This window comes from Stenotrophomonas sp. (assembly GCF_032061965.1).
Taxonomy (GTDB): Bacteria; Pseudomonadota; Gammaproteobacteria; order Xanthomonadales; family Xanthomonadaceae; genus Stenotrophomonas.
On the sequence record NZ_DAMBEF010000012.1, the window covers coordinates 44,594 to 70,849 of the forward strand.

Below are 26,256 nucleotides of genomic sequence, written 5' to 3' on the forward strand. Positions count from 1 at the left end.
CGCGCAGTGATCAGACCGGGGAGAACTGCGGCTCCAGCCGGTCCAGCACGCCCTGCATGGCACTGTCGAACGCACCGTCATCGACATGCGCGCGCAGCCTGCCCAGGCGCACCATCACCGCCAGTTCCTCCGGCGAGGCCACGCAGAAGCGGATACCGCGGCGGTTGACGAACAGCAGGCGCGAGGAAATCGGGCTGATCCAGGACAGCTTGCCCGCCTGTAGCTTGCCTTCCTTGTCGATGAAGTCCAGCCAGGTGCCGATCTCCATCTTGCGGAAGCGTTCGGCATCGCTGTCATCGAAGTCCTCGGCCTTGGTGGCGCTGCCGAACTCGATGGCAGGCGCTTCCTGCACCGGCGGCATCGGCAAGGCGACCTGCGGCAATTCCGGTAGCGCGCGCTCAAGTTCCGGACGGGCCTCGGCAATGGACTGCAAGGTGTCATGCAAGGCATCGATGGCCGCACTGCCACCATCGCCGTGCAGGCCCACGCTGCCGAACACCTTTCGAAGCGCCGGCTGGCAGGCCTGCAGCCATGGCTTGCCGACGATGTGACGGCGTGCTTCGGCCACTTCTTCCAGCATCGCATCGGCCAGCTTCAAGGTTTCGACCACGCCTTCGCCTTCGTCGCCTTCGCGCAGCAGGGTCAAGGTCAGGTGGTGGTTCCAGGGCTGACCCAGGAAATCCTCGATCGCCTTGGGCAAGGCGACCCCGTTGATACGGCTGTCCAGCTCGGTCGCGGCGCGGGCACGCGCCACTTCCAGTTTTTCCTGGCCGCGCTGGGTTTCGGCTGCGCGACGCTCGGCGATCTCGATACGGCGACGGTGCTGGGCCAGGAACTCGCGGAACTCTTCTTCCAGGGTCAGAAAGATGGCCAGGTTCTCATTGAACTCGGCGGTCAGGCGCTCGATGATCTCCTCGACCTTGCCCATCAGCGCGCGCTCGGCCTGGCTTTCACCGGCATTGCCTTCGCAGGCCTCGGCCAGCGAGTTGAGCAGCTTGCGCGCCGGATGGGTCTTCTGCACGAACATGCGGCGGTCGAGCATCGCAACCTTGACGAACGGCACCACCAGACGCCCGATCAGCTCGCGCGAGCGTCCTTCCAGCTCTCGCTCGTCCAGCATCACGTCGAACAGCATGCTGACCAGGTCGATGGCGTCCTCGTCCTGCGGGTCGAGCCGTGCCTCGGCCGGGTCCACGCCCAGGCGGGTGGCACCGGACAGCACTTCGCTCTTCAGCCGCTGCGCCAGTGACTCCCCTTCCTCGCCCACCGCCGCGCGCAGGGTGGCGCTGGGGGTGGCCTGCAGCAACGACAGCACCGACATCATCTCGCGCTGGTTCAGCGCGCGGTGCTGCCCGCCGGCCGTGGCCGATTGCGGCGAAGCGGCAGCCGCGCCCTCCCGCGCCTGCCGGGACTGCGACAGCAGTTCGTGCAGGGCCTCGAGCACCATGTTCTGCGAATCACCACCGTAGGCGGCCGCGCCACCGTCAAAGCCGCCGCCCGCAGGGCCGTCCATACCGGCACCGCCTGCCATGCTGCTGCGCCGCTGGCTCCAGCGCTCGGAAAAGCGCTGTGCCCACATCGGCGCGTGGCCAGGATCGCCATCACCTTCGTCTGAATCGGCAGGGGCCTGGGTTGCCGGCCGCTGCGGCGTGGCACGGCGCGGTGCGGCGATTTCGGGCGCAGCGCCAGCCTCGGCCAGGCGCGCATCCACCGATTCGTACAATTTGCCGATGCCGGCGGCAAATTCACGCTCACACAGCTTGAACAACACCAGCCGCACTTCCACGGCCAGCTCGCAGGTATAGAAGGCCTCGTGCACCGCTACGGCGATGTGCTCGGGCCCGATCGGGTTGGTATCGGCGTCCAGCGCCGGCACGCCTGCGATCCATGCCAGGCGGTGGTCGATGCGCTGCAATACCTGTTTCCAGTCACGCAACAGCACGGTGGCGAAGTTGCGTACCGCCAGCCGCGATTCCAGCACGTGCTCGGGCACCAGGCTCAGCCCGCCCTCGCTCTGCCCGGCCAGCGCGCTTTCTGCCGACAACGGGGTGCCTGATTCCAATGCCGCCCATGCCTGTTGCAGGTGGCTGGCGAAGCGACGCGAGATTTCTTCACGGCGACGGCGTAGCTCGCGCATGCCATCCAGGAACACCAGCTGCGATGCCCCCGCCGACTCTGCACGGTCGAACAGCACGTCATCAAAGCCCCCCAACACCTTGTCGAAGGCCTTGGAGAGGGACGGCAACGCGGATTCGCGCGCCATCGACAACAGGCTTTGGTTGCGACCGGGACCGGCGGGATGCGGATTGGACATCATGCGCAAAGGCTCCGCACCCTGTTAGGCGCTGGACTTCTAATGAAAGGATGGTTTGATGCAGGCGCGGCCCCTGTTTCCGCCCCTGCATGGTAGGCCGAGAAGCTGAACAGGGTAAGTGATGCAGTGCGCACTTCATACCTCACATGCAACCGCCCGGCGTGGCCGACATGCTAAGCGCGCGGGGGCTTTTTGGCGACCGTAACGCTATTCAGGCCCCCGGACCGAGCGCACAAATCGCCTCCTGCCATCCTGCAAGCGGGCCGTCACCCCCCGGCGTCTATAATCAATAGCCGCTTTCCCTGCCCGTGACCCATGTCGGACAACTGCTTCCTGCAGGCGCTGGACCAGCGCCGCTCGGTCCCCTCCCTGCAACTGGGCGCCCCCGCCCCTGACGACGCCACCTTGCTGCGCATGCTGCAGTCGGCCGTACGCGTGCCTGACCACGGCAAGATGGTGCCGTTCCGTTTTCTGCGCCTGCAGGGCGATGCACGCCACGCCCTGGGCGAGTTCCTGGCCCAGCGCAGTCGCGAACGCGACCCGCACGCGGCCGAGGCGGCGGTCGAGAAGGACCGCCAGCGCTTCTCCCATGCGCCCTTGGTGATCGCCGTCATCGCCCACCTGCGTGACAACCCCAAGGTGCCCGCACAGGAACAGTTGCTCACCGCCGGCTGCGTCTGCTTCGCGCTGTTGCAGGCCGCGCAGGGCTTCGGTTTCGGCGCGCAATGGTTGACCGCCTGGATGAGCGAAGACCCGGCCGTGGCCACCCACCTGGGCCTGGCCGCCAATGAGCGCATCGTCGGCTTCATCCATATCGGCACGCCGAAGATCGCCGTCCCGGACCGTGACCGCCCGGACCCGGCGACGCTGTTGCAGGACTGGCAGCCGTGAGCGCAACCAGCGCACCGCTGCAGCCGCTCTACCTGATCGACGCCAGCCTTTACGTATTCCGCGCCTGGCACTCGATGCCGGACGAGTTCAAGGACAACCAGGGCTGGCCGGTCAACGCAGTTCACGGTTTTGCCCGTTTCCTGCTGGACCTGCTGGAACGCGAACGCCCCCGCCATATCGCGGTTGCATTCGACGAGGCGCTGGACAGCTGCTTCCGCCACGCGCTGTATCCGTCGTACAAGGCCAACCGCGACCCGGCACCGGAAGAACTGCGCCGCCAATTCGCCCACTGCAAGGCCTTGTGCGCCGCGCTGGGTTTGGAAGTACTGGCCGACCGCGAATACGAAGCCGACGACCTGATCGGCAGCGCCCTGCACGCCAGCCGTGGCCGCCTGCGTGGCGTCATCGTCTCCGCAGACAAGGACCTGTCCCAGCTGCTGCTGGAACATGACGAGCAATGGGACTACGCCCGTAACCAGCGTTGGGGCGCAAGCGGGGTGAAAGCCCGGCAAGGCGTGCACGCGCACCAGGTTGCCGACTATCTGGCCCTCAGCGGCGACGCGGTGGACAACATCCCCGGTGTCTCGGGCATCGGCGCCAAGTCTGCCGCAGTCCTGCTTGCCCATTTCGGCACGCTTGATGCCCTGCTCGAACGCATCGACGAAGTACCCTTCCTGCGCCTGCGCGGTGCCGCCACCATCGCCAGCCGCCTGCGTGAGCAGCGCGAGCAGGCGCTGTTGTTCCGCCAGCTGACGACCGTGGCCTTGAACGCGCCGCTGCACAATGCCGACGCCGGCTTTGTCCGCGGCAACGGTGACGGCGACATGCTCGGCGGGCTGTGCGAGGCGCTGCGCTTCGGCCCGATGACCCGGCGCCGGTTGTTGACCGCCGCGGGTCTGCAATCCCCCACCCCTCCTGCCAGCGAGTTTGCATGAGCCAGAACACCGCCGAACCCCGCGTCGTCTACGAAGGCAAGTACCAGCGCATGGTGGTGCGCGGCACCTGGGAATATAGCGAGCGCACCCATGCCGGCGGCCTGGCGGCGATCATCATTGCCGTCACCCCGCAGGACGAGGTGTTGTTTGTCGAACAGTTCCGCGTTCCGCTGCAGGCACGCACCATCGAGATGCCGGCCGGGCTGGTCGGCGACATCGATGCCGGCGAATCCATCGAGAACTCCGCCATCCGTGAGCTGGAAGAAGAAACCGGCTGGACCGCCGATCACGCCGAAGTGCTGATGATCGGCCCCACCTCCTCCGGCGCCAGCAGCGAGAAGATCGCCTTTGTGCGCGCCACCGGCCTGCGCAAGGTCGGCAATGGCGGCGGTGACGACAGCGAGGACATCACCGTGCACAGCATCCCGCGCGAGCGCGCCGCTGCCTGGCTGGTGGAAAAGATGGGCGAAGGCTATGCGCTGGATGCCAAGCTGTGGGCCGGCCTGTGGATGATCGAACACCATCTGGACGGGCGCCGCCGTGGCTGATTCGGGTAGCCACCCGCTGCCGCCGCTGCTCGGCGCCGATGACCCTGCGGTCTTCAGCCTGCACAACCAACACGGGCGCTCGCCGTTCCTGTTGCTGGCCGACCATGCAGGCCAGCAGATACCCACCGCGCTGCACTCGCTGGGCTTGCCGCAGCACGAACTGGACCGGCATATCGGCTGGGATATCGGCATCGCCGGCACCACCCGCGCGCTGGCCCAACGCCTGGACGCGTGGGCGATCGAGCAAACCTATTCGCGCCTGTTGATCGACTGCAACCGCCCCCTGGTTTCGCCCACGCTCATTCCCGAGATCAGCGATGGCACGCCGGTTCCCGCCAATTTCGCGCTGGACCCGGTGCAGCGCCAGCAGCGCATCGACGCGATCCACGCGCCCTACCACGCGCGTATCGATGCCGAGCTTGACCGGCGCCGTGATGCCGGCCAGCCCACCTTGCTGGTGATGATGCACAGCTTCACCCCGGCGATGGCCGGCGTAGAGCGCCCTTGGCATGCCGGCGTGCTCTACCACCAGGACACCCGCTTCGCCCACGCTCTGCTGCAGGCCTTGCATGCCGAAGGCGACCTGGTGGTCGGCGACAACCAGCCCTATTCGGTCAACAGCAGCAGCGACTACGCCGTGCCAGTACATGGCGAAGGGCGTGGCCTGGTGCATGTGGAGCTGGAAATCCGCCAGGACCTGATTGCCGATGCGGCCGGCCAACACGCCTGGGCCGAGCGCCTGGAGCGTGTGTTCCGCAGCCTGCAACCCAAGCTGCTGGAAGCGGCTGCAGCGACGTAGGCTGCGCACCAGACACGACTTCCAGCCGCTGCAGCACGCTGGCTGGGATCATCACTGCACGCTTGGCTCGGCTGACCACGGGAACGGGCCGAAGCCCCGCACCTGCAGCGGTATCCCCACTGCGGCAAATGCCGCTACCAATGCAGCAGCACGCCTGCCGTCCACCTGCTCGCCCAAGCACAGCGGCAGGCGTTGGCAACGTGCATGCGCCTCGGCAATCGACAAGGACAGGTGCAGCGCCACCTGCCGCGCTGCATCCTTGAGCTGCGGCGGCGGGCATGCCGCCAGCACGACATCAAAACTATTGAAGATGCCGGGGCCAACGCCGGCCTCACGCGCAGCGGCCTGCGCCGCTGCCGGCGCCTCGCCCAGTGCTTCATCAATCCCGGGCACCTGCAGGAACGCATCGTACTCGGCGTAGTAATCCAGGGCCTGCGCATAGTCCTGCAGACTGGACAGGGGGCGCTGACGCTTCTGCACCTCCAGCACGTCAGCGAAGCTAGCCGGCTCCAGAAAGCTGGACAGCCCCAGGGCGCGAGCCGCCGCGGGCAGCGCATCCTCGTCGAATGCCTCCTCCTCGCTCGCCGGCAGCCAGAAATGGGCCGTCAACGCACCGCCATCGGTGGCGTGCACCCATCCGTAACGCTCCCACACCTCGCCGTCATCGTTGCAGCTGGCAATGCTGTCCAAGGTCTGGCGGAGATCCATCAATTCGATCATGCGTCGCTGGGCAGGCAGTGCGGGGAGTCGCAGTCTAGCGGCGCCTGCCGTAGGCGCAGCGCGACGACCACACCCAACAGTGCGAACAGGGCTGCGCCGTACTGGGCATTGACCAGCCCCTGCAGGGCCTGCGCACTGTCAGCTGCCGTCGTGCCGCGCGCCGCATTGGCCACCATCACCAACACCGCCAGCCCCAACGCCCCGCCAATCTGCTGGGCGGTTGCCGCCATGCCCGAAGCAACGCCTTGCTGAGCGGCAGGAACACCTTGCCCGGCCACAATCCACATCGCCGTCCAGGTCATGCCCTGGCCGAGGCTGAGCAGCACGATCCCCGGCAACAAGGGCCAGTACGCAGCCCCATGCGGCAATGCCACCGCCACCGCGGCGATGCCAAGCGCGCCGCCGGCCAATCCCCAGGTCAGCACTTGCCGAGGTGGCCGCGTCATCAACATGCGCTCAGCGATGCGGATGCCGAACGTGCAGACCAGGGTGGGGGGCAGGAACGCCAGGCCCGCCTGCAGCGGACTCCAACCGTAGCCATCCTGGTAATACAGGGCCAGGAAGTAGTACTGCACGCCAAAGCTGCTCATGAACAACATCGTCAGGCCTATCGATGCACGCAGCCCTGGCACCTGCAGCAATGCAAAGTGCATCAGCGGGTCGGCGCTGCGCTTTTCAATCACCACGAACGCCGCCAGCAGCACCAACGACAAACCCAGACACGCCAGGGTGGCGGGCGCGATCCACCCCCACTCTGGCCCCTGCACCAAGGTCGTCACCAGCAGGCTGCCACCCAATGTCACGCTCAGGCAGCCCCAAAGATCAAACGAACGTGCCGCAGGCCGGGCACCGTCACGTGGCAACCAATAGCCGGAAAGCCATGCACATCCCGCCGCCAGCGGCACCAGCACCCATAGCACCCAAGCCCATCCCAGCAGCTGGGTCAGCACCCCGCCCAGCAACGTCCCCAAGGCCAGGCCGCCCGCGCTGGCCATGCTCCATATCGCGAGTGCACGGTTGCGCTGTGCGCCCTCGGCGTAGAGCGTGTTGATCAGCGCCAGCGTTGCCGGGAACAGCACAGCCGCCCCCAGGCCCTGTGCCGCCCGCGCAGCAACCAACAGACCGGCATTGGTACTGAAGCCGCCGATCAGCGACGCCAGCGCGAACACCAGCATTCCCAGCCTGTACATCCGGCGCCGGCCCAGCAGGTCGGCTGCCCGGCCGCCCAACAGCAGACAGCCGCCAAATGCCACGGTGTAGCCGCTCACCACCCATTGCAGCTGTTGGGCATTGATGTGCAGCTGCACGCCCATCTCATGCAGGGCAACGAAGATGATGGTGGCGTCCATCGCGATGATCAGCTGGGACATCGCCAGCAGCGCCAAGGCAAGGCGAGGTGTGGCCTGCGCGGGGGAAAGGGAAATCGCCATCGGAAGATCCTGGTACCGGGGGGCACAGTCTTATTGATGACGGTCTGCAGATAAATCAGGATAGACGCATATCTGTAATGCGGATCTGCATCAATGGACACTATGGATCTCAACGCAGTGCGCATGTTGGTACAGGTAGCCGAGGCCCGCAGCTTCACGCTGGCGGCCGGACAGCTGGGACTGAGCCAGTCAGGCCTGTCGCGGGCGATCAGCCGCCTGGAGCAGGAACTGGGCGTGCGCCTGCTCCATCGCAATACCCGCAACGTCAGCCTGACCCCCGACGGGCGCCAGTTCGTCGACCATTGCCAGCCGCTGCTGTGTGGATTGGAGGACGCACAGCGCCAGTTGGGAGACCGTCCCTGCGTGCCATCGGGCGTACTCAAGCTGACTGCCCCCTCGATGTTCGGACGCAAGGTCCTGGTTCCCTTGGCGTCACGGCTGATTGCCGATCACCCGCAGCTGCAGTTCGAGCTGGTGCTCAATGATCGCTTGGTCGATCTGGTCGAAGAAGGCTTTGACGCCGCCCTGCGCACCGGCCCGATCAGCGATGTACGGATGGTCGCGCGGCCCTTGCGGCCGCTGCGCTGGGTGACGGTTGCCGCACCGGACTACCTTGCCCGCCACGGCGAACCCGAATCGGTGGACGCATTGCACCGCCATGCATGCATGGCGGTGCGCAATCTGCGCAGCGGACGCCTGGTGGATTGGCAGTTCCGTGAGTTGGACGGACGCATGCGCGATTTCACGCCGCCGGCGCGGATGGTCTTCGACAGCGGCGATCCCCTGGTGGAAGCGGCACTGGCCGGGGCAGGCATCGTCCAGGTGATGGACTTCGCCGTCGCTGATGCGCTGGCTGCCGGGCAGCTGCAGCGCGTGCTGCAGGCCCATGAAGGGCGCAACCGCGCGCTGTCACTGGTCTATCCGCCCTCGCGGCAGGTATCGCCCAAGTTGAAGGTGCTGGCCGATGCCCTGTTGGCCGGCGAGTGGTGAAAGACCCAACCCAGCAGACGCAGATAGGCGGGGCCTGGGGGCGCTCATCAAGCAATGATCCAGCCGGCGCGTTGCAAAAAGTGCCTGCGGGAGCATCGCTCGGCGCCCGCGTTGATCTGCTTGATCGGTTGTCCACACAGGCTGTGACCTGCCAGTTAGACAAGCTGTGGATAAGCGCGCACAACCGTTGCGTAGTGCGGCTTTCCGGACGATGGCCATTTTTTGACCATCCTGCTACGGCGATCGGACCGAGGCCCGCCCCGTGGCGGCAGGACTGGCCCCAAGGTAGCGAGGCCAACCTCGCTCAGCCTGCCATCTGGCGGAGCGTGCTCCGCGGCTTCCCTCGTTCTTCCCTGGACGCCGCTCAGTGTGCGGCTTCGGCCGTGTAGCGGCGCGTCACCTCGAACCGGCTGCCCGGATGGGGTACCGGGCCTTCCGCCACAACATCCACACGCAACACGCCAACCGCATCGTCGTGATACCGATACGTCACCTTGATCGCGTTGGAGGTCACTACCTCTACCCGTAAGCCGCCGGCATCCTCATGCACGGATGCTTCAACGCCTGGCGCTACGGCCACTGCGGCACCGGACAGGGGCAGGATCGTGACTGCCGAGCTGTCCTTGCTGCCGAACAACACCGACTCGCGGCTGCGGTACAACACCAAGGTGTTCTCCAACGGCGCGGCGAACGCCATCTCGGGACGCAGCATGGAGGCTGGCGAGGCGCGTTCGAAGCGTTCCCCGGATGGCCCCCCAGGGCTTCCCGGCCCCCCCTTGCCGCCAGGACCACCGCCATCCGGTCCGCCGCCCATGCCTCCCGATGGTGGACCGCCCTGCCCGCCCTGCCCGCCCGGACCGCCACCTCGCGGGGGCGCACCGGCACGGTCCGGCGGCGCGCCCTTGGCGGGTGGCGGCATGGCGTTCTCGGCGGCCTTTTCCGCCGCCTTCTGTGCCTGTTTGTTGGTGGAGGCATCGGCACGCCATGCAACCGGCGCGTCTCCGGCCTGGGATTGAGCGGCCAAGGGCGCAGCCAGAAGCAGCCACGACAAGCCGAGACAGTAGTGATAGCGGCGTAATGACATGCCAAAGCCCTGATCGGTAATCCGAACAGATGCTGCGCGCTTCAACGCGATGGTGCTTGTCGGCCCTGACACAAACCCGGACAAGGCGGCGCCGCAGCATGCTCGGCAACATCCCCGGCACCTGCCCAGAAACAAGCAAGCCCCAGCCGTTCTTGCAACGACCGGGGCTCACAATCAGCCGGTTTGGCGGCTTACGCTGCTGCTACCGCTGCAGCTTTCAGGCGAAGCTGTCGGTGGCGCGCACCAGTGCGTCCACGTTCTCGGCCTCGAATGCCGAATGGCCCGAGGCCGGGCTGATCTGCAGCTGTGCCTTCGGCCACGCCTTGTGCAGGTCCCAGGCATTGGCCAGCGGGCACACCACGTCGTAACGGCCATGCACGATCACGCCTGGGATGTCGGCGATCTTGTGTGCGTCACGCAGCAACTGGTCTTCCACTTCAAAGAAGCCGCCGTTGACGAAGTAGTGGTTCTCGATGCGGGCGAAGGCCAGTGCGAACTGCGGGTCTTCGTGGCTGTTGATGAAGTCGTCATCCACGTGCAGGAAGCTGGTGGCGCCTTCCCAAACGCTCCACGCCTTGGCGGCGGCCAGGCGGGTGGCCTCGTCGTTGCTGGTCAGGCGGCGGTGGAAGGCCGAGATCAGGTCATGCCGTTCCACCTGCGGGATCGGCTTGAGGTAATGCTCCCAGGCATCCGGGAACAGGCGGTTGGCGCCTTCCTGGTAGAACCATTCCAGTTCCCAGCGGCGCAGCATGAAGATGCCGCGCAGGACCAGCTCGGTGACACGCTGCGGATGGGTTTCGGCATAGGCCAGCGCCAGGGTCGAACCCCAGCTGCCGCCGAACACCTGCCACTTCTCGACGCCAAGCTTTTCGCGCAGCTTTTCGATGTCGGCGACCAGATCCCAGGTGGTGTTGTCGACCAGATCGGCATGCGGGGTGGAACGGCCGGAGCCACGCTGGTCGAACAGGATGATGCGGTACTTGGCCGGGTCGTGGAACTGACGCATCTTCGGCGTGCACCCGCCGCCCGGGCCACCATGCAACATCACCACCGGCTTGCCATCGGGGTTGCCGCATTGTTCGAAGTACAGCGTGTGACGATCATCGACGGCAAGCGTGCCGGTGTCGTAGGGCTCGATGGCGGGGTAGAGCGTGCGCATGGCTGCCTCGGTGGTAACAGGCCGGTTAGTTTAGCGCAGCGGTGTTTTGATCTTGTTTGTGCTGGGGCGTGGGGGGGTGAGGGATTGGGGATTGGGGATTGGGGATTGGGGATTAGGGATTGGGGATTTGGGCTGTTGCTTCTTGCTTGTTGCCGTGGCTTTTTAAGCCGTCATTCCCGCGAAGGCGGGAATCGCTCTTGCTCTTGCTTTGGCTCTCAGTCTTGCTGCCACTGCCACATTGCCGGATGAGTCCACTGTGGACGCAAAAACAAAGCCAAAGCGATTCCCGCCTTCGCGGGAATGACGGCAAAGAGTAGAAGCAAAGTCAGAGCCAGAGCGATTCCCGCCTTCGCGGGAATGACGGCCAACAACAAAGCCAAAAGCAACGGCAACGGCAACGACAACGACAACAGCAAAAGCAACAGCACCAGCACCAGCACCAGCACCAGCAACAGCAACAGCACCAGCACCAGCACCAGCAACAGCAACAGCAACAGCAACAGCAACAGCTACAACTACAACAAAGCCAAACAGACAAGCAGCCAAGCAAACGCCCTTCAGCCCAACCAACGTCCCAGGGTCACCCGATCCCGCTGCTCAAGATCCTGAACCGTCTGCGCTTCGGCAAACCCGGCCTGCTGCAACAACGCGCGGATCGCCACGCCCTGGTCCCAGCCATGCTCCATCAGCAGCCAGCCGCCTGGTACCAGATGCTCGTGCGCCCCCGCGACGATCTCTCGGATCGCGTCCAGTCCATCCGCGCCCGAGGCCAATGCCGGCGGCGGCTCGAAGCGCAGATCGCCCTGCGCCAGATGTGGGTCACCCGCAGCGATATACGGCGGATTGCTGACGATCATGTCGAAGCGGTCCGCACCCAACGCGGCATACCAGTGCCCGCGACGGAACCAGACGTTTTCCAATCCATGCGCCTGTGCGTTCTTGACCGCCACCGCCAGCGCAGGACCCAGCACGTCGGTGGCCATCACCGTGGCCAAGGGACGCTCGCTGGCAATCGACAGGGCGATCGCACCGCTGCCTGTCCCCATGTCCGCTACCCGCAGCATGTCGTCGTCGGGCAGACGCGCCAAAGCCAACTCCACCAGCAGCTCAGTCTCCGGGCGCGGGATCAGGGTGGCGGTGTTGACCTGCAGGTCCAGGGTCCAGAATCCGCGCCGGCCGACCAGGTAGGCCAACGGGTGGCCTTCGATGCGACGGGCCAGCAGTACCTCGAAGCGTTCCCGGGCCTCGGCGTCCACGGCGTCGGTGGCGTGGGCGAACAGCCACGCCCGCTCCACCCCCAGCACGTGCAGCAGCAACTGCTCGGCCTCATGGCGGGCATCGTCGCCCGGCAGGCGTGCAGCGGCCTCCCGCAACAGCTCGGCAACCTTCAGCATGGACACTTCACTACCTCATCGCGGCGTATTTCCAGGACGGCGAGGATAGTCACCGCGCCCGTCCCTGCCTACCGCCACGCCTTTGCCTGGGATTAATCCCATCTATTTAAAACCGTTCAGGTTAGACACGGCTCGCTTGGAAAACCTCCAAAACACCCGATATCAAGCCTTGCAACCCCTTCCGAGGGGCGATTGATAGGCAAAGCCTATTGATACGATGCATCCAATTCATTTGTTTTATTAGGCAGCGCCTATTAATGTCGCTCCATCACTTTCCACCCACCCCTTCCACTAGAGGAAAAACGATGTCCGTCATCAATACCGAAATCCTGCCGTTCGAGGCCGATGCTTATAAGAACGGCCAGTTCGTCAAGGTCAGCGACGCCGACCTGAAGGGCAAGTGGTCCGTCGTTGTGTTCTACCCGGCTGACTTCACCTTCGTCTGCCCGACCGAGCTGGAAGACCTGGCCGAGCATTACGAGCAGTTCCAGAAGCTGGGCGTTGAGGTGTACTCGGTTTCCACCGACACCCACTTCTCGCACAAGGCGTGGCACGACACCTCGGCTGCCATCGGCAAGATCAAGTACACCATGATCGGCGACCCGACCCACCAGATCTCGAAGAACTTCGAAGTCCTGCGTCCGGCCGGTCTGGCTGACCGCGGCACCTTCATCATCGACCCGCAGGGCGTGATCCAGTCGGTGGAAATCACCGCTGAAGGCATCGGCCGCGAAGCCGCCGACACCCTGCGCAAGGTCAAGGCTGCCCAGTACGTCTCCAGCCACCCGGGCGAAGTGTGCCCGGCCAAGTGGAAGGAAGGCGAAAAGACCCTGGCTCCGTCGCTGGACCTGGTCGGCAAGATCTAATTGCCAACAGCCCGTCATCAGCAACACCGGAACCAGTGAAAAACTGCTGGGTTCCAGCGACTGTTGATAAGTGATTGGCCTCACTCCCCACCCCGCCTCGCGGCGGGTGTGGGGGTGAACCGCAGCGTGTTTGACGCCAGCCAGCACGGCGCCAGCAAGCCGAGCAAGCAGGCTGCGGTTCACCCCTACTTTCCAAGGCGACCTGCCCCGCGCAGCGACGTCACTCCCCCGTATTGCCTCAACGTCGACCACGACGTATCGCCACTTAGGAGATTGTCCATGTTGGATGCCAACCTGCAGACCCAGCTCAAGGCCTACCTGGAACGGGTAACCCGCCCGATCCACATCACCGCGCACGCCGATGGCGGCGAAAAGTCGCAGGAGATGATGGAGCTGCTGAACACGCTGGTGACCTTGTCGGACAAGATCACCCTGGACGTGAAGCGGGATGGCCAGGGCCGCGTGCCGTCCTTCGACCTGGACAGCCCGGGCCAGAACATCGGCCTGAGCTTCGCCGGCCTGCCGATGGGCCACGAGTTCACCTCCTTCGTGCTGGCCCTGCTGCAGGTTGGTGGCCATCCGTCCAAGGAATCGGCCGAGCTGCTGGAGCAGATCCGTGACCTGAAGGGCGAGTACCGCTTTGAAACCTATTTCTCGCTGTCCTGCCAGAACTGCCCGGATGTGGTGCAGGCGCTGAACCTGGCCGCGGTGCTGAACCCCAACATCACCCATGTGGCCATCGACGGCGCCCTGTTCCAGGATGAGGTCGAGCAGCGCCAGGTGATGTCGGTGCCGACCGTCTACCTCAATGGCGAAGTGTTCGACCAGGGCCGCATGAGCCTGGAGCAGATCGTGGCCAAGCTGGACACCGGTGCCGCCGCGCGTGAGGCCGAGAAGATCAAGGCCAAGGATGCCTTCGACGTGCTGGTGGTGGGCGGTGGCCCGGCCGGTTCGGCGGCGGCGATCTATGCCGCACGCAAGGGCATCCGCACCGGCGTGGCCGCAGAGCGTTTCGGCGGTCAGGTGCTGGACACCATGGCGATCGAGAACTTCATCTCGGTGCAGCATACCGAAGGCCCGAAGCTGGCCGCCGCACTGGAAGCCCACGTCCGTGAGTACGAGGTCGACATCATGAACCTGCAGCGCGCCACCAAGCTGGTGCCGGCCGGTGCCGATGGCCTGGTCGAAGTGCAGCTGGAGAACGGCGCCTCGCTGAAGTCCAGGACGGTGATCCTGTCCACCGGCGCACGCTGGCGGCAGATGAACGTGCCGGGCGAGAACGAGTACCGCAACAAGGGCGTGGCGTATTGCCCGCACTGCGACGGCCCGCTGTTCAAGGGCAAGCGCGTGGCGGTGATCGGCGGCGGCAACTCCGGCGTGGAAGCGGCGATCGACCTGGCCGGCATCGTCAGCCACGTCACCGTGTTCGAGTTCGACAGCAAGCTGCGTGCCGACCAGGTGCTGCAGGCCAAGCTCAACAGCCTGCCCAACGTGAAGGTGGTGCTCAACGCACAGACCACCGAAGTGCTGGGCGACGGCCAGAAGGTCAACGGCATCGTCTACACCGACCGCGTCGGTGGCGATTCGCACCGGGTCGAGCTGGAAGGCATCTTCGTGCAGATCGGCCTGCTGCCGAACACCGAATGGCTACGTGGCACGGTGGACCTCAGCGGTCGCGGCGAAATCATCATCGATGATCGCGGCCAGACCAATGTACCGGGCGTGTTTGCTGCCGGTGACTGCACCACGGTGCCGTACAAGCAGATCATCATCGCCATGGGCGCCGGTTCGACCGCCGCACTGAGCGCGTTTGATCACCTGATCCGCACACCGGTGCTGCAGCCTGAGGCGGCAGTGGAAGAAACCGCCTGAAGCCCTCAAAGCCCCGCATTGCGGGGCTTTGATTTGACCGCACTTACCGCCGTAGAAACCAGTGGTGAGGAACCAGAAACCAGTAAGGGCCAACGCAGATGTTGGTCAACTCACCGCTACGTTCCTGGTTCCTGACCTCTACGTTCCCAGCTTCAAAGGCCCGACATGAATCTTCGCGATCTGAAATACCTGGTAGCGCTGGCCGAGCACAAACACTTTGGCCGTGCCGCAGCGGCGAGCTTTGTCAGCCAGCCCACTCTGTCCACCCAGATCAAGAAGCTGGAAGAAGAGCTGGGCGTACCGCTGGTCGAACGCGCCCCACGCAAGGTGATGCTGACCCCGGCAGGACGCGAGGCAGCCGCGCGCGCGCGCAATATCGTGGCCGAAGTGGACCAGATGAAGGAAGCCGCGCGCCGCGCGCGTGACCCGGAAGCCGGCACCGTGCGGCTGGGCATCTTCCCCACCCTCGGCCCGTATCTGTTGCCGCATGTGGTGCCTGCGATCCGCCAGCGCTTTCCGCAGCTGGAAATGCTGCTGGTCGAAGAAAAGAGCGACGTGCTGCTGGCGCAGCTGCGCAATGGCCAGCTCGACGCTGCGCTGCTGGCACTGCCAGTGGCCGATGATCAGCTGCATACCGAGTTCCTGTTCGAGGAACCCTTCGTGCTGGCTGCACCCGAGGGCCACCCGCTGACCGCGCGATCCTCCTTGACCCTGGACGACCTGTCCGACCAGCGCCTGCTGCTGTTGCAGGACGGGCATTGCCTGCGCGACCAGGCGTTGGACGTCTGCCATATGGCCGGCGCGCTGGAGAAATCCGAGTTCCAGGCCACCAGCCTGGAGACCCTGCGGCAGATGGTAGCCGCCAATGTCGGCGTCACCCTGCTGCCGATGCTGGCGGTGAAGCCGCCGGTGGCGCGTTCGGAGAACGTCAGGCTGATCCCGTTCGAAGGTGACCCGCATCCCAATCGCCGCATTGCCATGGTCTGGCGCCGCAGCTCGGCGATGGGCAGTTTCCTGGAACAGTTCGCGCAGTTGTTCAAACAGCTGCCGGTGGGTTTGTTGACGGCGGATGCGGCTCAACCCCGTCAAGCTGAGGCGCGAGCGGACTAAGCCCCTCTCCCTGTGGAGGGACGAGGCATTGCGAAGCAACGGTTCGCGGCTTGTCGAGCGCCCTTGCGCCAGCGCAAGGGCCGGGGCGCGGAGCGGGGGTTGGGGAGCGGGCAAACCAAGTCAGAGGCTTGGAACCTCCACTTGGACTGGAAAAGCTCCAAAAGCACGCCTTGCGCTCCCCTCTTCCGCCCCTTTCGGGGCACCTTCCCCCAAGAAGGGGGCTGCAGTCCCGCAAGGGGAGAAGGGAAAAGCAGCTTGCCGACCGCTACGCGCGCAGCAGCCCAAAACCTGAACATTCCCCTGCCCCACATTGCATCCGGGCCGCACCGGCCCCATGATCTTCACAGGGTCGCCTACGGCCCGCTTCACCAGCACAATAGAAACCCGGGCGGCGCCGAACAAGCGTCGCCTTTTGCTTGTTCTTCAATCAGATAAGGAATTCCCATGACCAGCCACAGCGGTCTGCCGCCATCCATCATTGTTTCCACCCGCGACATGGCCCGCCTTGAGGCCCTGCTGGACTCCCCGGCGCTGAGCCGCCACCCGGCCGCCGTTGCCCTTGCGCAGGAGCTTGAGCGCGCGCAGGTGCTGCCGCCGGAAGAAATCCCCGCTGGCATCGTCACCATGCATTCCCGTGTGGACTGCGAAGACGAACTGCACAACGAAAAACATTCCCTGACCCTGGTCTATCCGCACGAAGCGGATTTCGACAAGGGCCGCGTGTCGATCCTGGCGCCGGTTGGCAGTGCCCTGTTGGGCTTGTCGGTTGGCCAGACCATCGATTGGACCGCACCCGGCGGCCGCCAGCTGCGCCTGCGCGTCACCGCCGTCCACTACCAGCCTGAAGCGGCTGGTGACTTCCACCGCTGAGCGCGCCCCGCGCTGCCCCTGCCACAGGAAACCGTAATGACCCAGGCCCACTCCAAGCTCGCCCAGCTGCGTGAACTGTCCGTCGTCGTCGCCGATACCGGTGATTACGACGCCATTAAGCGCCTGCGCCCGGTCGACTGCACCACCAACCCGACCCTGGTGAAGAAAGCCCTCGACCTGCCGGTCTATGCCGGCCTGATCGAGCGCGAGCTGCAGTGGGGCCGGGCCCAGTCCGGTGACAGGCAGGCGGTTGCCAACGCCGTGGTTGATCGCCTGACCGTTGGCGTCGGCACGATGCTGGCCGAGCTGGTGCCGGGCCGCGTGTCCACCGAAGTGGATGCCGACCAGGCCCACAACACCGAGGCGACGATTGCCAAGGCGCGCGAATTCATCGCCATGTACGAAGCGGCCGGCGTGCCGCGCGACAAGGTGCTGATCAAGATCGCCGCCACCTGGGCCGGCGTGGAAGCCGCCCGCGTGCTGCAGGCCGAGGGCATCGACTGCAACCTGACCCTGATCTTCAACCCGACCCAGGCCCTGGCCTGCTCCGAAGCCGGTGCCTTCCTGATCTCGCCGTTCGTCGGCCGCATCCTGGACTGGTACGTGGCCAACGGCCAGACCCCGGCAAGCATCGACGAAGACCCGGGCGTGCAATTCGTGCGCGGCGTTTTTGCCGAGTTCAAGCGCCGGGGTTCCAACACCGTGGTGATGGGCGCCTCGTTCCGTTCGACCGCGCAGATCGAAGCGCTGGCCGGTTGTGATCGTCTGACGATTTCGCCGGACCTGCTGGAGAAGCTGGACGCTGATTTCGGCGAGCTGCCGCGCAAGCTGGTAGCCGGTGCCGCCGAAGCGGTGAACGTGGCTGCGATTGATGAAGCCAAGTTTGATGCGGATATGGCAGCGGATCCGATGGCCACGGAAAAGCTGGCTACCGGTATCGAAGCGTTTGCCAAGGATCTGCAGACCTTGCGTCAGCGGATTGCGGATGAGCTGGGCGGCTGACAGCAAAAGCTGATGCCTGATGTCTCCCTTCTCCCGCCTGCGGGACGACAACCCGGCAGGATTGCCGGGTTGCACGGCGAAGCCGCCCGAAGGGTGAGGCACATGGATGTGCCGAATGCAGGTGCCCCGAAGGGGCGGATGAGGGGAGCTTCAAAAGCTTTTGCTCCACGTGCTTTAAGAGCGCCCTCACCCCAACCCCTCTCCCGCATGCGGGAGAGGGGCTTAAGCTGAAGCAAAAGCTAGTACACCCCGAGTTCCAGCCCTGCTGCCAGCAGCGCACCCAGCTCGCGGCCTCTTGCCAACTCTGCCTCCGGCACTGTTTTCGCCGCCAGAATCGCCTCCGCCGTCTGCGCCTGCGTACACACCAGCAGCGGCTCGGCCACTTCTTTCAATCGCAGACCCAAGGCTACCCGCCGCAACTGCGCGATGGTCGGATGACCGTCCGAGCCGGCACACACCAGCAGCGCATACGGCTTGCCCTCGCAGCGCCCCAGCAAGGGGTAGTAGCTGCGATCAAAGAAATCCTTCATCGCACCGCTCATCGAGGCCAGCGTTTCCGGGGTGGCAAACACCACCGCATCGGCCATCAACACATCGTCGGCAACTGCATCGGCAGCGCGCACTGCGCTCACCTGCACGGCATCACCGGCTGCCGCATGCGCGCCCTGCAGCAAGGCGCCCACCATCGCTTCGGTAGCGCCGGTAATGCTGTGCCACACCACCAGCAGACGGCGCGATGTGGCACTCACGGCTCAGACATCCAGGCCAATCGGGCAGCTCACGCCGGTACCGCCGATGCCGCAATAGCCATTCGGATTCTTGGCCAGGTATTGCTGGTGGTAATCCTCGGCGTAGTAGAACGGCGGCGCCGGGAACATGATCTCGGTGGTGATCTCGCCGTAGCCCGCCGCTGACAGCTGCTGCTGGTAAGCATCTCGACTGGCGATGGCCGCGTCGTACTGTTCCTGCGTATGGCAATAGAGCGCGGAGCGGTACTGGGTGCCGGTGTCGTTGCCCTGGCGCATGCCCTGGGTGGGGTCGTGGTTTTCCCAGAAGGTGCGCAGCACGGTGTCCAGTGTTACCTGTGTCGGATCAAACACCACCCGCACCACTTCGGCATGGCCGGTCAGCCCGGAACAGGCCTCTTCGTAGGTCGGGTTCGGGGTGACACCGCCCTGGTAGCCGACCGCCGTGGTCACCACGCCCGGCAGCTGCCAGAACTTGCGCTCGGCGCCCCAGAAACAGCCCAGGCCCACATCCAGCACCTGCAGCCCGGCGAAGTCGCCCTGCAAGGGCTGGCCGTTGACGAAATGCACGTTGTGCAGCGGCAGCGGCGTGTCCCGCCCCGGCAATGCTTCTTCCGGGCGCGGCAGGCGCTGCTTGAATGCACCGATACCCAAAATACCTTGGCCGATTCCCAACATGGTCAGTTCCTCAGGCCGGGAGGAATCCCGGCGCTTCATCGTCATCCAAGATGGGGGCATCGCCGCCCTCGTCCAAGCCCAACGCGGCCACGATGTCTTCGGCCTCGGCCTTGGCCGAATCCGGCACGCAGACCCGCAGCAGGCCGAACAGCGGCAGTTCGCCGCCCGCGCCCAGCAGGGATTCGCCGAACACGAAGGCCGGTATGTCGGCCGCCTCCAGCGCATGCTTGACCAGGTGTGCGTCGAACAGGTTGTTGGTCTGGTAGATCAGCTGCATCAGTATTCTCCGTTCACAGCGGCTTGCGCAGCGCGTCGGTGGCGGCAAGCTGTTCGCTTTCCCCGGCCCCGGCCTGGCGCCACTCACGCACAGCAGGCAGCGCCAACAGCGCCTGCAGATAGCGCCCGGCTTCGCCCTCCAACATCACGCCATAGCCATCAAAACGTATCGCTACCGGCGCATACATCGCATCAACAATGCCGAATTGCCCGAACAGGAAGTCCCCGCCCGCGCCATGGTCGCCGCGCAACGTGCCCCACAAGGCACAGACCCGATCGATATCGGCCTGCGCGGCCGCATCCCAGCGGTAGCCACCGGGCTGGCGCCGGCTGTTCATCGGCAGCTGAGTGCGCAGCGCGGTGAAACCTGAATGCATCTCCGCCGCCGCAGCCCGGGCCCGCGCCCGCTGCGCCAGATCGGCCGGCCAGCCATGTCCGTCCAGCCAGCGCTCGTTGGCGTATTCGCAGATCGCCAGCGAATCCCACAGTTGCAGGGCCCCGTCGCGCAGGGCCGGGACCTTGCCGGTGGGCGAATGCTGCCGCACCTGGCTGGCAAAGTCCGCCGTGTCCAGGGCCAGCCGCACTTCGTCGAACGCCACCCCGAAATGGCGCAGCAGCAGCCACGGGCGCAGCGACCAGGAGGAGTAGTTCTTGTTGCCTATCACCAGGACGGGACGGTCCATCGGCACGATCCACGGGGCGGAAGAACCCCAGCATAGCCCCCTCCGGGCAGCCTCGGCCCGGCTCGGCTAAACTTGCGGTTTACTTCAATACGCTGCGTCCCCCATGTCCGAGAACACGCCTGCCGCCGCTGCCACGCCGGATACCGCTCCTGAAAAGCGCGACTTCATCCGCCAGATCGTCCGTGAGGACCTGGCCAGCGGCAAGCACACGGCCATCAAGACCCGCTTCCCGCCCGAGCCCAACGGCTACCTGCACATTGGCCACGCCAAGTCGATCTGCCTGAACTTCGGCATCGCCGGGGAATTCAGCGGCGTCTGCAACCTGCGCTTCGATGACACCAACCCGGCCAAGGAAGACCCCGAGTACGTCAATGCCATCCAGGACGACGTGCGCTGGCTGGGCTTCGAGTGGAACGAGCTGCGCCACGCCTCGGACTACTTCGATGCCTATTACCTGGCCGCACAGAAGCTGATCCGCGACGGCAAGGCCTATGTCTGCGACCTGTCGGCCGAAGAAGTGCGCGCCTACCGCGGCAGCCTGACCGAGCCGGGCCGCCCGTCGCCGTACCGCGACCGCAGCGTCGAGGAAAACCTGGACCTGTTCGCACGCATGCGCGCCGGCGAGTTCGCCGACGGTGCCCGCACCTTGCGCGCCAAGATCGACATGGCCAGCGGCAACATCAACCTGCGCGATCCGGCGCTGTACCGCATCAAGCACGTCGAGCACCAGAACACCGGCAACGCCTGGCCGATCTACCCGATGTACGACTTCGCGCATGCGTTGGGCGATTCGCTGGAAGGCATCACCCACTCGCTGTGCACGCTGGAATTCGAAGACCACCGCCCGCTGTACGACTGGTGCGTGGACAACGTCGATTTCGCCCACGACAACGCGCTGACCCAGCCGCTGGTCGATCGCGGCCTGCCGCGTGAAGCCGCCAAGCCGCGCCAGATCGAGTTCTCGCGCTTGAACATCAACTACACGGTGATGAGCAAGCGCAAGTTGATGGCGCTGGTCACCGAAAACCTGGTCGATGGCTGGGAAGACCCGCGCATGCCGACCCTGCAGGGCCTGCGTCGCCGTGGTTACACGCCGGCCGCCATGCGCCTGTTCGCCGAGCGCGTGGGTATTTCCAAGCAGAACTCGCAGATCGATTTCAGCGTGCTGGAAGGCGCCCTGCGCGAAGACCTGGACAGTGCCGCTGCCCGCCGCATGGCGGTGATCGACCCGATCAAGCTGGTGCTGACCAACCTGCCGGAGGGCCACGAAGAAACCCTCACCTTCAGCAATCACCCGAAGGATGAGAGCTTCGGCACCCGCGAAGTGCCGTTCGCACGTGAGCTGTGGATCGAGCGCGAAGACTTCGCCGAAGTACCGCCCAAGGGCTGGAAGCGCCTGGTGCCGGGCGGCGAAGTGCGCCTGCGCGGTGCCGGCATTGCCCGCGTCGATGAAGTGGTCAAGAACGACGCCGGCGAAGTGGTCGAGCTGCGTGGCTGGCTGGACCCGGAATCGCGCCCGGGCATGGAAGGCGCCAACCGCAAGATCAAGGGCACCATCCATTGGGTCAGCGCCCAGCACGCGGTGGAAGCCGAAGTGCGCCTGTACGACCGCCTGTTCTCGGTGGCCGACCCGGACGACGAGTCCGAAGGCAAGACCTACCGCGATTACCTGAACCCGGAATCGCGCAAGGTCGTCACCGGCTATGTCGAACCGGCTGCCGCTGCCGCCGCACCGGAGCAGAGCTACCAGTTCGAGCGCACCGGCTACTTCGTCGCCGACCGCCGCGACCACACCCCGGCCAAGCCGGTGTTCAACCGCAGCGTGACGCTGCGCGATACCTGGTCGGCCTGATCAGGACGGTCGGGGTTATCGGCTGACAGCGCGATAACCCCCTGCTCACGGGCAACGCGGCTACCATGGCCGCGTGCCCAGATCAGGATTGACCCATGCTCCGTCTGTCACTGCTGCTCAGCCTGCTGTTCGCCCTGACCGCCTGTACGGCTCCCGCCGCGACCGCGCCAGTCAGCGCGCAATCGACTCCCCCTGCTGCGGTCACCGAGCAGACATCCCCCGCCAAACCTGCCACCCCGCCCGTCGTGGTCGATACCAGCTGCAAGGTTGACGCCGATTGCACGGTGAAGAACGTTGGCAACTGCTGCGGTTATTACCCGTCCTGCGTCAACGTCAACAGCGCCACCGACCCGGCTGGCGTGCAGGCCAGCTGCCAGGCCAAGGGCATGATGAGCGTCTGTGGCTTCCCGGAGATCCAGGGCTGCAGCTGCGTGCAGGGCAAGTGCGCCGCCGCGGGCAGCAGTAATCCACTGCGCCAACCCATGACGGAGAATCCTGCGCCAGTGCGCTGAACACGCTTGGCGCGGCGGCTGATCAGCACCCTGCTTCAGCTGGAAATGCAGGGCGTTGCGCAGCAAGTGCAGTCGCGTAGCCCGGGTAAGCGCAGCGCACCCGGGGCCGGCTGCAGACCGCCTGAGAGATCACAACTAGATCCTTTTCCCGGGTGCGCTACGCTTACCCGGGCTACGGTACTGCGTGCAGGGCAAATGCGCCGCGGCCGGCACGTCCAATCCACTGCGCCAGCCAATGTCCGAAAATCCGGCACCGGTGCGCTGAGCCGGCTCAGCGCTGCTTGGCCTCGACGCTGCTGCGCCAGGCATCGAGAAACTGACGGCGCTTGAGTGCATCCAGGTACACCAGCAAACCTGGCCCGAGTTGGATCGGCCGCCGGTTCTGTCCGGGATCACCATCACCGCCGGTGCGGACGATCGGCATCAGCCTCGCCTCACGCGACAGCACCTGCTGGCCACGCGCCGATAGCAGGTAGTCGAGGAACTGCTTGGCTTCGTTCGGATGCGGACTGGTGCGCGGAATCATGGCCGTGCGCAACACCACCAGCGTGTAGTCTTCCGGCTCGATGACGCCCAATGGCGCTCCCGCATCGATACGCGCCTGCGCATAGGAACCGAGCACGTTGTACACCAGCGACAACCTGCCGCTACCCACCTGGTCCAGCAGCACACCGGTGCGTTCTTCGCGTACCACGCCGTTGTCACCCAACGCGCCCAGCAAGGCGCCGGCAATGCTGCCACGTTGCGCGTCCTGGGTTGCCAGCAGGTACCCCACACTGCTGCGCTCGATATCGTAAGTGCCCACCTTGTCACGCAGCGGTGCGTCGTCGGCGCGCAGCAGATCCAGCAACTGGCGTCGCGTATGCGGCACCTTGGTCTGCGGCAGGGCGCGGGTGTTGTAGACCATCACCACCGGCTCGTAGCTGATGCCGAACGCCTCATTGCGCCACTTTGCCCATGCGGGTACCGCTTCGGTCTGCGGCGAGCGATGCGCCAGCGCATTGCCGTCGTTGACCAGCTTTGTCTGCAGGTCCATGCCACTGGAAATGAGCAGGTCCGGCGCCGCCGCGGTGTTGCGGTCGCGCAGGAAGCGCGCGTACAGGTCCTGAGTGATGATGTCCTCATAAACCACTTCCGTACCCGGATGCAGGCGCTGATAGTCGGCGATCACCACGGCGAACACTTCGATATCGGTGGTGCCGTGGATGCGCAGCTGCGCAGTCGCCTCGCCCTTGGCCGGGAAGCGCTGTACATCGCCTGGCGCAGCGCTCACCGAAGCCGCCAGCAGAAGCCCGCACAACAGGATCAAGCAGCGGCTCATGCGGCATGCCTCGGCAGGTAGATGGTGGCGACCAGGCCACCTTGTGGACGATTGCTCAAGTCGATGCGGCCGCCATGGCTTTCGACCACGCGCTTGACGATGGCCAGGCCCAACCCGGCGCCACCGGCTGGCGCGTCTTCGCCACGACCAAAGCGCTCGAACACACGCTCGGCATCGCCCGCGCTGATACCCGGGCCGTGGTCGGCGATGGTCAGCACGGCCAGCGCCTGCTGCACGGTCAAGGCAATCTGCAGGGGGCCATCACCGCCATACTTCAACGCGTTGTCGATCAGGTTCTTGATTGCCTCGCGCAACAACAGCGCGTCCCCCTTGACCTGCACCGCACCGGTGGTGATTGCCAGCTGCACGCGCGGTAACGGGCCTGCCTGCGGCAGCGCTTCATGCAAGGCCTGATGTACGGTTTCAGCAAGGTCAAGCGGCACGAAGCGCTGCAGGTTGGACCGGTGGATGACGCTGGCGTCACTCAGCAGCTGGTTGAGCAGACGGCTCATATGGCTGGCATTGCGCTCGATCGCGCGCAGGCTGCGCTGCATGTCCTCCGGCTCCTCTTCATCCAGCGCAAGCTGTGCCTGGGCGCGCAACGCAGCCAAGGGCGTGCGCATCTGGTGCGCCGCCTCGGCCATGAACGCGCGCAGGGTTTCATTGCTGCTCGACAGGCGCGCCATGAAGCGGTTCAAGGCCGCGACCATCTGGTCCATCTCACGCGGTACGCGCGTGTCCAGCGGCTTCAGATCAGAGGGCTCGCGCCGCGACAGCTCACGCTCCAGCCGCACCAGCGGCCGGAACGCACGGTGGACGCCAAACGCCACCAAGGCCAACAGCAAGGCTGACAACACGCCGATGGCGATCAACGCGCGATTGACCATTTCCTGCGCCAAGGCAGCACGGGCGCGGCGCGTCTGCCCTACCTGCACCTGCACTTCTCCCTGTGCCGAGGCCGCGGCAAAACTGCGGCGTACCACCACAAAGCGCACGGTCTCGCCGCTATAGGCCGCGTCGAACAACTGTGGCTGCCTGCCCGCTTTGCGCGGTGCCACCGGCAGATCCTCGTAACCGGTGATGGTGCGGCCACGGCTATCGGCGACGCGGTAGAACACCCGGTCCTCCTCGGCCATGGATAGCAGATCCAACGCCGCATACGGGAGATCCACCTGCCACTGGCCATCGACCAATGCCACCGAATCGGCGATGGAAAGCGCCGAGGACACCAGCAGATGGTCATAGGAGCGGTTTGCGGCACGTTGCCCGTAGTCGCGGGCGGCAAACAACAGGACCACCGCAAACACCACCAGCAACGCCCCCAGGTACAGCATCAAGGTGCGCCGCAAGGAACCGGAGGCGCGGACCTCAGCCGCCATCAGCGCTGCCGTCGCCGGCCTCCAGCATGTAGCCGACGCCACGCACCGTGCTGATGCGCAGTGGCGCGGCGGCAAGCTTCCTGCGCAACCGGCCGATGTACAGCTCGATCGCGTTGGGCCCGGCTTCATCGTCGAAACCAAACAGTCCCTTGCCGATCTCATCCTTGCCGACCACCTGCCCCACGCGCCCCATCAGGATCTCCAGCAGACGGAATTCCCGGTTGGGCAGCTCAATCACCTCGCCGTCCAGGCTGACCCGGTGCGCGGCGTTGTCGAACAGGAAGCCGCCGATTTGCACCACTTCGCTGGCCTGACCGCGACCGCGCCGCAGCAGCACCCGGCAGCGCGCCTCGAACTCGCGGAAATCGAAGGGCTTGCCCAGATAGTCGTCGGCGCCTACATCCAGCGCCTGCACGCGGTCTTCGATGCCATCGCGCGCGGTCAGCATCAGCACCGGGGTGCTGTCGCCACGCTCGCGCATGCCTGCCAGTACCCGCAGGCCATCAAGCTTGGGAAGACCAATATCGAGGACCACAAGATCAAAACTCTGATAGCGCAGCACGCTGGCAGCGCCCATGCCGTCGGACTGCCAGTCCACCGCGTGGCCGCTACGGCGCATGCGCCGGATGATGGCGTCGGCCAGGTCTGCGTTGTCTTCAACCAGCAGCAGGCGCATCGGTCAGGTGTCAGGCAAAGGATGCGCGAATGCTAACGCGAAGCGTGTCGCCTGCGCAGTGATGCCTTGTTCGCGGCAACGCACAAGCCGCTGACAGGTGGATGACAGCTTCGCGGTTGCAGACTGCGGCCACGCACCAGCAGGTGCCC

The 26,256-nt window shown here is 65.4% G+C and carries 26 protein-coding genes; 12 read left to right on the forward strand and 14 right to left on the reverse strand.

Annotated elements, in window-relative coordinates:
• Positions 1-10: 10 nt before the first annotated feature.
• A complete protein-coding gene (locus RT460_RS08430; RefSeq protein ID WP_313318366.1) occupies positions 11-2,317 on the reverse strand; it encodes a DUF1631 domain-containing protein in 2,307 nt (768 codons plus the stop codon).
• A gap of 312 nt (positions 2,318-2,629) precedes the next feature.
• Between RT460_RS08430 and RT460_RS08435 the strand changes: the two genes are divergently transcribed.
• From RT460_RS08435 to RT460_RS08450, 4 genes are read left to right on the forward strand one after another with little or no spacing between them, the layout of a single operon-like run.
• Positions 2,630-3,205, forward strand: coding sequence for a nitroreductase (locus RT460_RS08435; RefSeq protein ID WP_313318367.1), 576 nt, complete (start codon positions 2,630-2,632; stop codon positions 3,203-3,205).
• Positions 3,202-4,140, forward strand: coding sequence for a 5'-3' exonuclease H3TH domain-containing protein (locus RT460_RS08440; RefSeq protein WP_313318369.1), 939 nt, complete (start codon positions 3,202-3,204; stop codon positions 4,138-4,140). The genes RT460_RS08435 and RT460_RS08440 overlap by 4 nt, the downstream gene beginning before the upstream one ends.
• Positions 4,137-4,688, forward strand: coding sequence for an NUDIX hydrolase (locus RT460_RS08445; RefSeq protein WP_313318370.1), 552 nt, complete (start codon positions 4,137-4,139; stop codon positions 4,686-4,688). Before RT460_RS08440 ends, RT460_RS08445 begins: the two co-directional genes overlap by 4 nt.
• Positions 4,681-5,487 carry an N-formylglutamate amidohydrolase gene (locus tag RT460_RS08450; RefSeq protein ID WP_313318371.1) on the forward strand — a complete coding sequence of 269 codons (807 nt, stop codon included), beginning with the start codon at positions 4,681-4,683 and terminating at the stop codon, positions 5,485-5,487. The genes RT460_RS08445 and RT460_RS08450 overlap by 8 nt, the downstream gene beginning before the upstream one ends.
• Positions 5,488-5,538: 51 nt before the next feature.
• Here the strand turns inward: RT460_RS08450 and RT460_RS08455 are convergent, their stop codons facing one another.
• Together RT460_RS08455 and RT460_RS08460 are read right to left on the reverse strand one after the other, a co-directional pair.
• Entirely contained in the window at positions 5,539-6,195 is a 657-nt protein-coding gene (locus tag RT460_RS08455; RefSeq protein WP_313318372.1) for a hypothetical protein, read from the reverse strand.
• A gap of 8 nt (positions 6,196-6,203) precedes the next feature.
• Positions 6,204-7,637, reverse strand: coding sequence for an MFS transporter (locus tag RT460_RS08460; RefSeq protein WP_313318373.1), 1,434 nt, complete (start codon positions 7,635-7,637; stop codon positions 6,204-6,206).
• A gap of 102 nt (positions 7,638-7,739) precedes the next feature.
• Between RT460_RS08460 and RT460_RS08465 the strand changes: the two genes are divergently transcribed.
• Positions 7,740-8,627: a LysR family transcriptional regulator gene (locus tag RT460_RS08465; protein ID WP_313318445.1), complete on the forward strand. Its 888-nt coding sequence runs from the start codon at positions 7,740-7,742 to the stop codon at positions 8,625-8,627.
• A 364-nt stretch (positions 8,628-8,991) separates the two neighbouring features.
• Here the strand turns inward: RT460_RS08465 and RT460_RS08470 are convergent, their stop codons facing one another.
• The 4 genes from RT460_RS08470 to prmC form a co-directional block, all read right to left on the reverse strand.
• Entirely contained in the window at positions 8,992-9,651 is a 660-nt protein-coding gene (locus RT460_RS08470) for a hypothetical protein (RefSeq protein ID WP_313318375.1), read from the reverse strand.
• Between the two features lie 277 nt (positions 9,652-9,928).
• Entirely contained in the window at positions 9,929-10,870 is a 942-nt protein-coding gene (pip, locus tag RT460_RS08475) for a prolyl aminopeptidase (RefSeq protein ID WP_313318376.1), read from the reverse strand.
• A gap of 215 nt (positions 10,871-11,085) precedes the next feature.
• Positions 11,086-11,376, reverse strand: a complete 291-nt coding sequence (locus RT460_RS08480; RefSeq protein ID WP_313318377.1) for a hypothetical protein — start codon at positions 11,374-11,376, stop codon at positions 11,086-11,088.
• 51 nt (positions 11,377-11,427) lie between these two features.
• Complete coding sequence (gene prmC, locus RT460_RS08485; RefSeq protein ID WP_313318446.1) at positions 11,428-12,264, reverse strand: peptide chain release factor N(5)-glutamine methyltransferase; 837 nt, start codon at positions 12,262-12,264, stop codon at positions 11,428-11,430.
• A 305-nt stretch (positions 12,265-12,569) separates the two neighbouring features.
• Between prmC and ahpC the strand changes: the two genes are divergently transcribed.
• The 5 genes from ahpC to RT460_RS08510 all read left to right on the forward strand — a co-directional run bounded on the left by ahpC (position 12,570) and on the right by RT460_RS08510 (position 17,984).
• A complete protein-coding gene (ahpC, locus tag RT460_RS08490; protein WP_313318378.1) occupies positions 12,570-13,130 on the forward strand; it encodes an alkyl hydroperoxide reductase subunit C in 561 nt (186 codons plus the stop codon).
• Between the two features lie 279 nt (positions 13,131-13,409).
• Positions 13,410-15,002, forward strand: a complete 1,593-nt coding sequence (gene ahpF / locus RT460_RS08495) for an alkyl hydroperoxide reductase subunit F (RefSeq protein WP_313318381.1) — start codon at positions 13,410-13,412, stop codon at positions 15,000-15,002.
• Between the two features lie 165 nt (positions 15,003-15,167).
• Complete coding sequence (locus RT460_RS08500; RefSeq protein ID WP_313318382.1) at positions 15,168-16,112, forward strand: LysR substrate-binding domain-containing protein; 945 nt, start codon at positions 15,168-15,170, stop codon at positions 16,110-16,112.
• Positions 16,113-16,556: 444 nt separating this feature from the next.
• Positions 16,557-16,982, forward strand: a complete 426-nt coding sequence (gene rnk, locus RT460_RS08505) for a nucleoside diphosphate kinase regulator (protein WP_313318384.1) — start codon at positions 16,557-16,559, stop codon at positions 16,980-16,982.
• A 36-nt stretch (positions 16,983-17,018) separates the two neighbouring features.
• Positions 17,019-17,984, forward strand: coding sequence for a transaldolase (locus tag RT460_RS08510; protein ID WP_313318385.1), 966 nt, complete (start codon positions 17,019-17,021; stop codon positions 17,982-17,984).
• A 239-nt stretch (positions 17,985-18,223) separates the two neighbouring features.
• On the opposite strand, the gene RT460_RS08515 is transcribed toward RT460_RS08510, so the two are convergent.
• The 4 genes from RT460_RS08515 to RT460_RS08530 are packed head-to-tail and all read right to left on the reverse strand — an operon-like array spanning position 18,224 to position 20,367.
• Complete coding sequence (locus RT460_RS08515; RefSeq protein WP_313318387.1) at positions 18,224-18,733, reverse strand: NAD(P)H-dependent oxidoreductase; 510 nt, start codon at positions 18,731-18,733, stop codon at positions 18,224-18,226.
• A gap of 3 nt (positions 18,734-18,736) precedes the next feature.
• A complete protein-coding gene (msrA, locus tag RT460_RS08520; protein ID WP_313318447.1) occupies positions 18,737-19,387 on the reverse strand; it encodes a peptide-methionine (S)-S-oxide reductase MsrA in 651 nt (216 codons plus the stop codon).
• Positions 19,388-19,418: 31 nt separating this feature from the next.
• Entirely contained in the window at positions 19,419-19,685 is a 267-nt protein-coding gene (locus RT460_RS08525) for a DUF2007 domain-containing protein (protein WP_057630354.1), read from the reverse strand.
• 13 nt (positions 19,686-19,698) lie between these two features.
• Positions 19,699-20,367: a glutathione S-transferase family protein gene (locus RT460_RS08530; protein WP_313318390.1), complete on the reverse strand. Its 669-nt coding sequence runs from the start codon at positions 20,365-20,367 to the stop codon at positions 19,699-19,701.
• 103 nt (positions 20,368-20,470) lie between these two features.
• Here RT460_RS08530 and RT460_RS08535 point away from each other — a divergent pair, with 103 nt between their 5' ends.
• Positions 20,471-22,219: a glutamine--tRNA ligase/YqeY domain fusion protein gene (locus tag RT460_RS08535; protein ID WP_313318392.1), complete on the forward strand. Its 1,749-nt coding sequence runs from the start codon at positions 20,471-20,473 to the stop codon at positions 22,217-22,219.
• A 95-nt stretch (positions 22,220-22,314) separates the two neighbouring features.
• Entirely contained in the window at positions 22,315-22,731 is a 417-nt protein-coding gene (locus RT460_RS08540; RefSeq protein ID WP_313318394.1) for a hypothetical protein, read from the forward strand.
• A gap of 271 nt (positions 22,732-23,002) precedes the next feature.
• Here RT460_RS08540 and RT460_RS08545 read toward each other — a convergent pair whose 3' ends face one another.
• Genes RT460_RS08545 through RT460_RS08555 form a run of 3 tightly spaced genes read right to left on the reverse strand, consistent with a single transcriptional unit; the run spans position 23,003 to position 26,107 of the window.
• Complete coding sequence (locus tag RT460_RS08545) at positions 23,003-24,052, reverse strand: ABC transporter substrate-binding protein (RefSeq protein ID WP_313318396.1); 1,050 nt, start codon at positions 24,050-24,052, stop codon at positions 23,003-23,005.
• Positions 24,049-25,431 (reverse strand): sensor histidine kinase, encoded by a 1,383-nt coding sequence (locus tag RT460_RS08550; RefSeq protein WP_313318397.1) that lies wholly within the window; start codon positions 25,429-25,431, stop codon positions 24,049-24,051. Before RT460_RS08550 ends, RT460_RS08545 begins: the two co-directional genes overlap by 4 nt.
• Positions 25,421-26,107, reverse strand: coding sequence for a response regulator transcription factor (locus tag RT460_RS08555; RefSeq protein WP_313318398.1), 687 nt, complete (start codon positions 26,105-26,107; stop codon positions 25,421-25,423). Before RT460_RS08555 ends, RT460_RS08550 begins: the two co-directional genes overlap by 11 nt.
• Positions 26,108-26,256 lie beyond the last annotated feature (149 nt).

Bases quoted from the DNA above. Each gene is read 5' to 3' on its own strand.
- RT460_RS08430 (WP_313318366.1), bottom strand. From the start codon at position 2,317: ATGATGTCCAATCCGCATCCCGCCGGTCCCGGTCGCAACCAAAGCCTG.
- RT460_RS08435 (WP_313318367.1), top strand. From the start codon at position 2,630: ATGTCGGACAACTGCTTCCTGCAGGCGCTGGACCAGCGCCGCTCGGTC.
- RT460_RS08445 (WP_313318370.1), top strand. From the start codon at position 4,137: ATGAGCCAGAACACCGCCGAACCCCGCGTCGTCTACGAAGGCAAGTAC.
- RT460_RS08455 (WP_313318372.1), bottom strand. From the start codon at position 6,195: ATGGATCTCCGCCAGACCTTGGACAGCATTGCCAGCTGCAACGATGAC.
- RT460_RS08460 (WP_313318373.1), bottom strand. From the start codon at position 7,637: ATGGCGATTTCCCTTTCCCCCGCGCAGGCCACACCTCGCCTTGCCTTG.
- RT460_RS08465 (WP_313318445.1), top strand. From the start codon at position 7,740: ATGGATCTCAACGCAGTGCGCATGTTGGTACAGGTAGCCGAGGCCCGC.
- pip (WP_313318376.1), bottom strand. From the start codon at position 10,870: ATGCGCACGCTCTACCCCGCCATCGAGCCCTACGACACCGGCACGCTT.
- prmC (WP_313318446.1), bottom strand. From the start codon at position 12,264: ATGCTGAAGGTTGCCGAGCTGTTGCGGGAGGCCGCTGCACGCCTGCCG.
- ahpC (WP_313318378.1), top strand. From the start codon at position 12,570: ATGTCCGTCATCAATACCGAAATCCTGCCGTTCGAGGCCGATGCTTAT.
- ahpF (WP_313318381.1), top strand. From the start codon at position 13,410: ATGTTGGATGCCAACCTGCAGACCCAGCTCAAGGCCTACCTGGAACGG.
- RT460_RS08500 (WP_313318382.1), top strand. From the start codon at position 15,168: ATGAATCTTCGCGATCTGAAATACCTGGTAGCGCTGGCCGAGCACAAA.
- rnk (WP_313318384.1), top strand. From the start codon at position 16,557: ATGACCAGCCACAGCGGTCTGCCGCCATCCATCATTGTTTCCACCCGC.
- RT460_RS08510 (WP_313318385.1), top strand. From the start codon at position 17,019: ATGACCCAGGCCCACTCCAAGCTCGCCCAGCTGCGTGAACTGTCCGTC.
- RT460_RS08525 (WP_057630354.1), bottom strand. From the start codon at position 19,685: ATGCAGCTGATCTACCAGACCAACAACCTGTTCGACGCACACCTGGTC.
- RT460_RS08530 (WP_313318390.1), bottom strand. From the start codon at position 20,367: ATGGACCGTCCCGTCCTGGTGATAGGCAACAAGAACTACTCCTCCTGG.
- RT460_RS08535 (WP_313318392.1), top strand. From the start codon at position 20,471: ATGTCCGAGAACACGCCTGCCGCCGCTGCCACGCCGGATACCGCTCCT.
- RT460_RS08540 (WP_313318394.1), top strand. From the start codon at position 22,315: ATGCTCCGTCTGTCACTGCTGCTCAGCCTGCTGTTCGCCCTGACCGCC.
- RT460_RS08545 (WP_313318396.1), bottom strand. From the start codon at position 24,052: ATGAGCCGCTGCTTGATCCTGTTGTGCGGGCTTCTGCTGGCGGCTTCG.
- RT460_RS08550 (WP_313318397.1), bottom strand. From the start codon at position 25,431: ATGGCGGCTGAGGTCCGCGCCTCCGGTTCCTTGCGGCGCACCTTGATG.
- RT460_RS08555 (WP_313318398.1), bottom strand. From the start codon at position 26,107: ATGCGCCTGCTGCTGGTTGAAGACAACGCAGACCTGGCCGACGCCATC.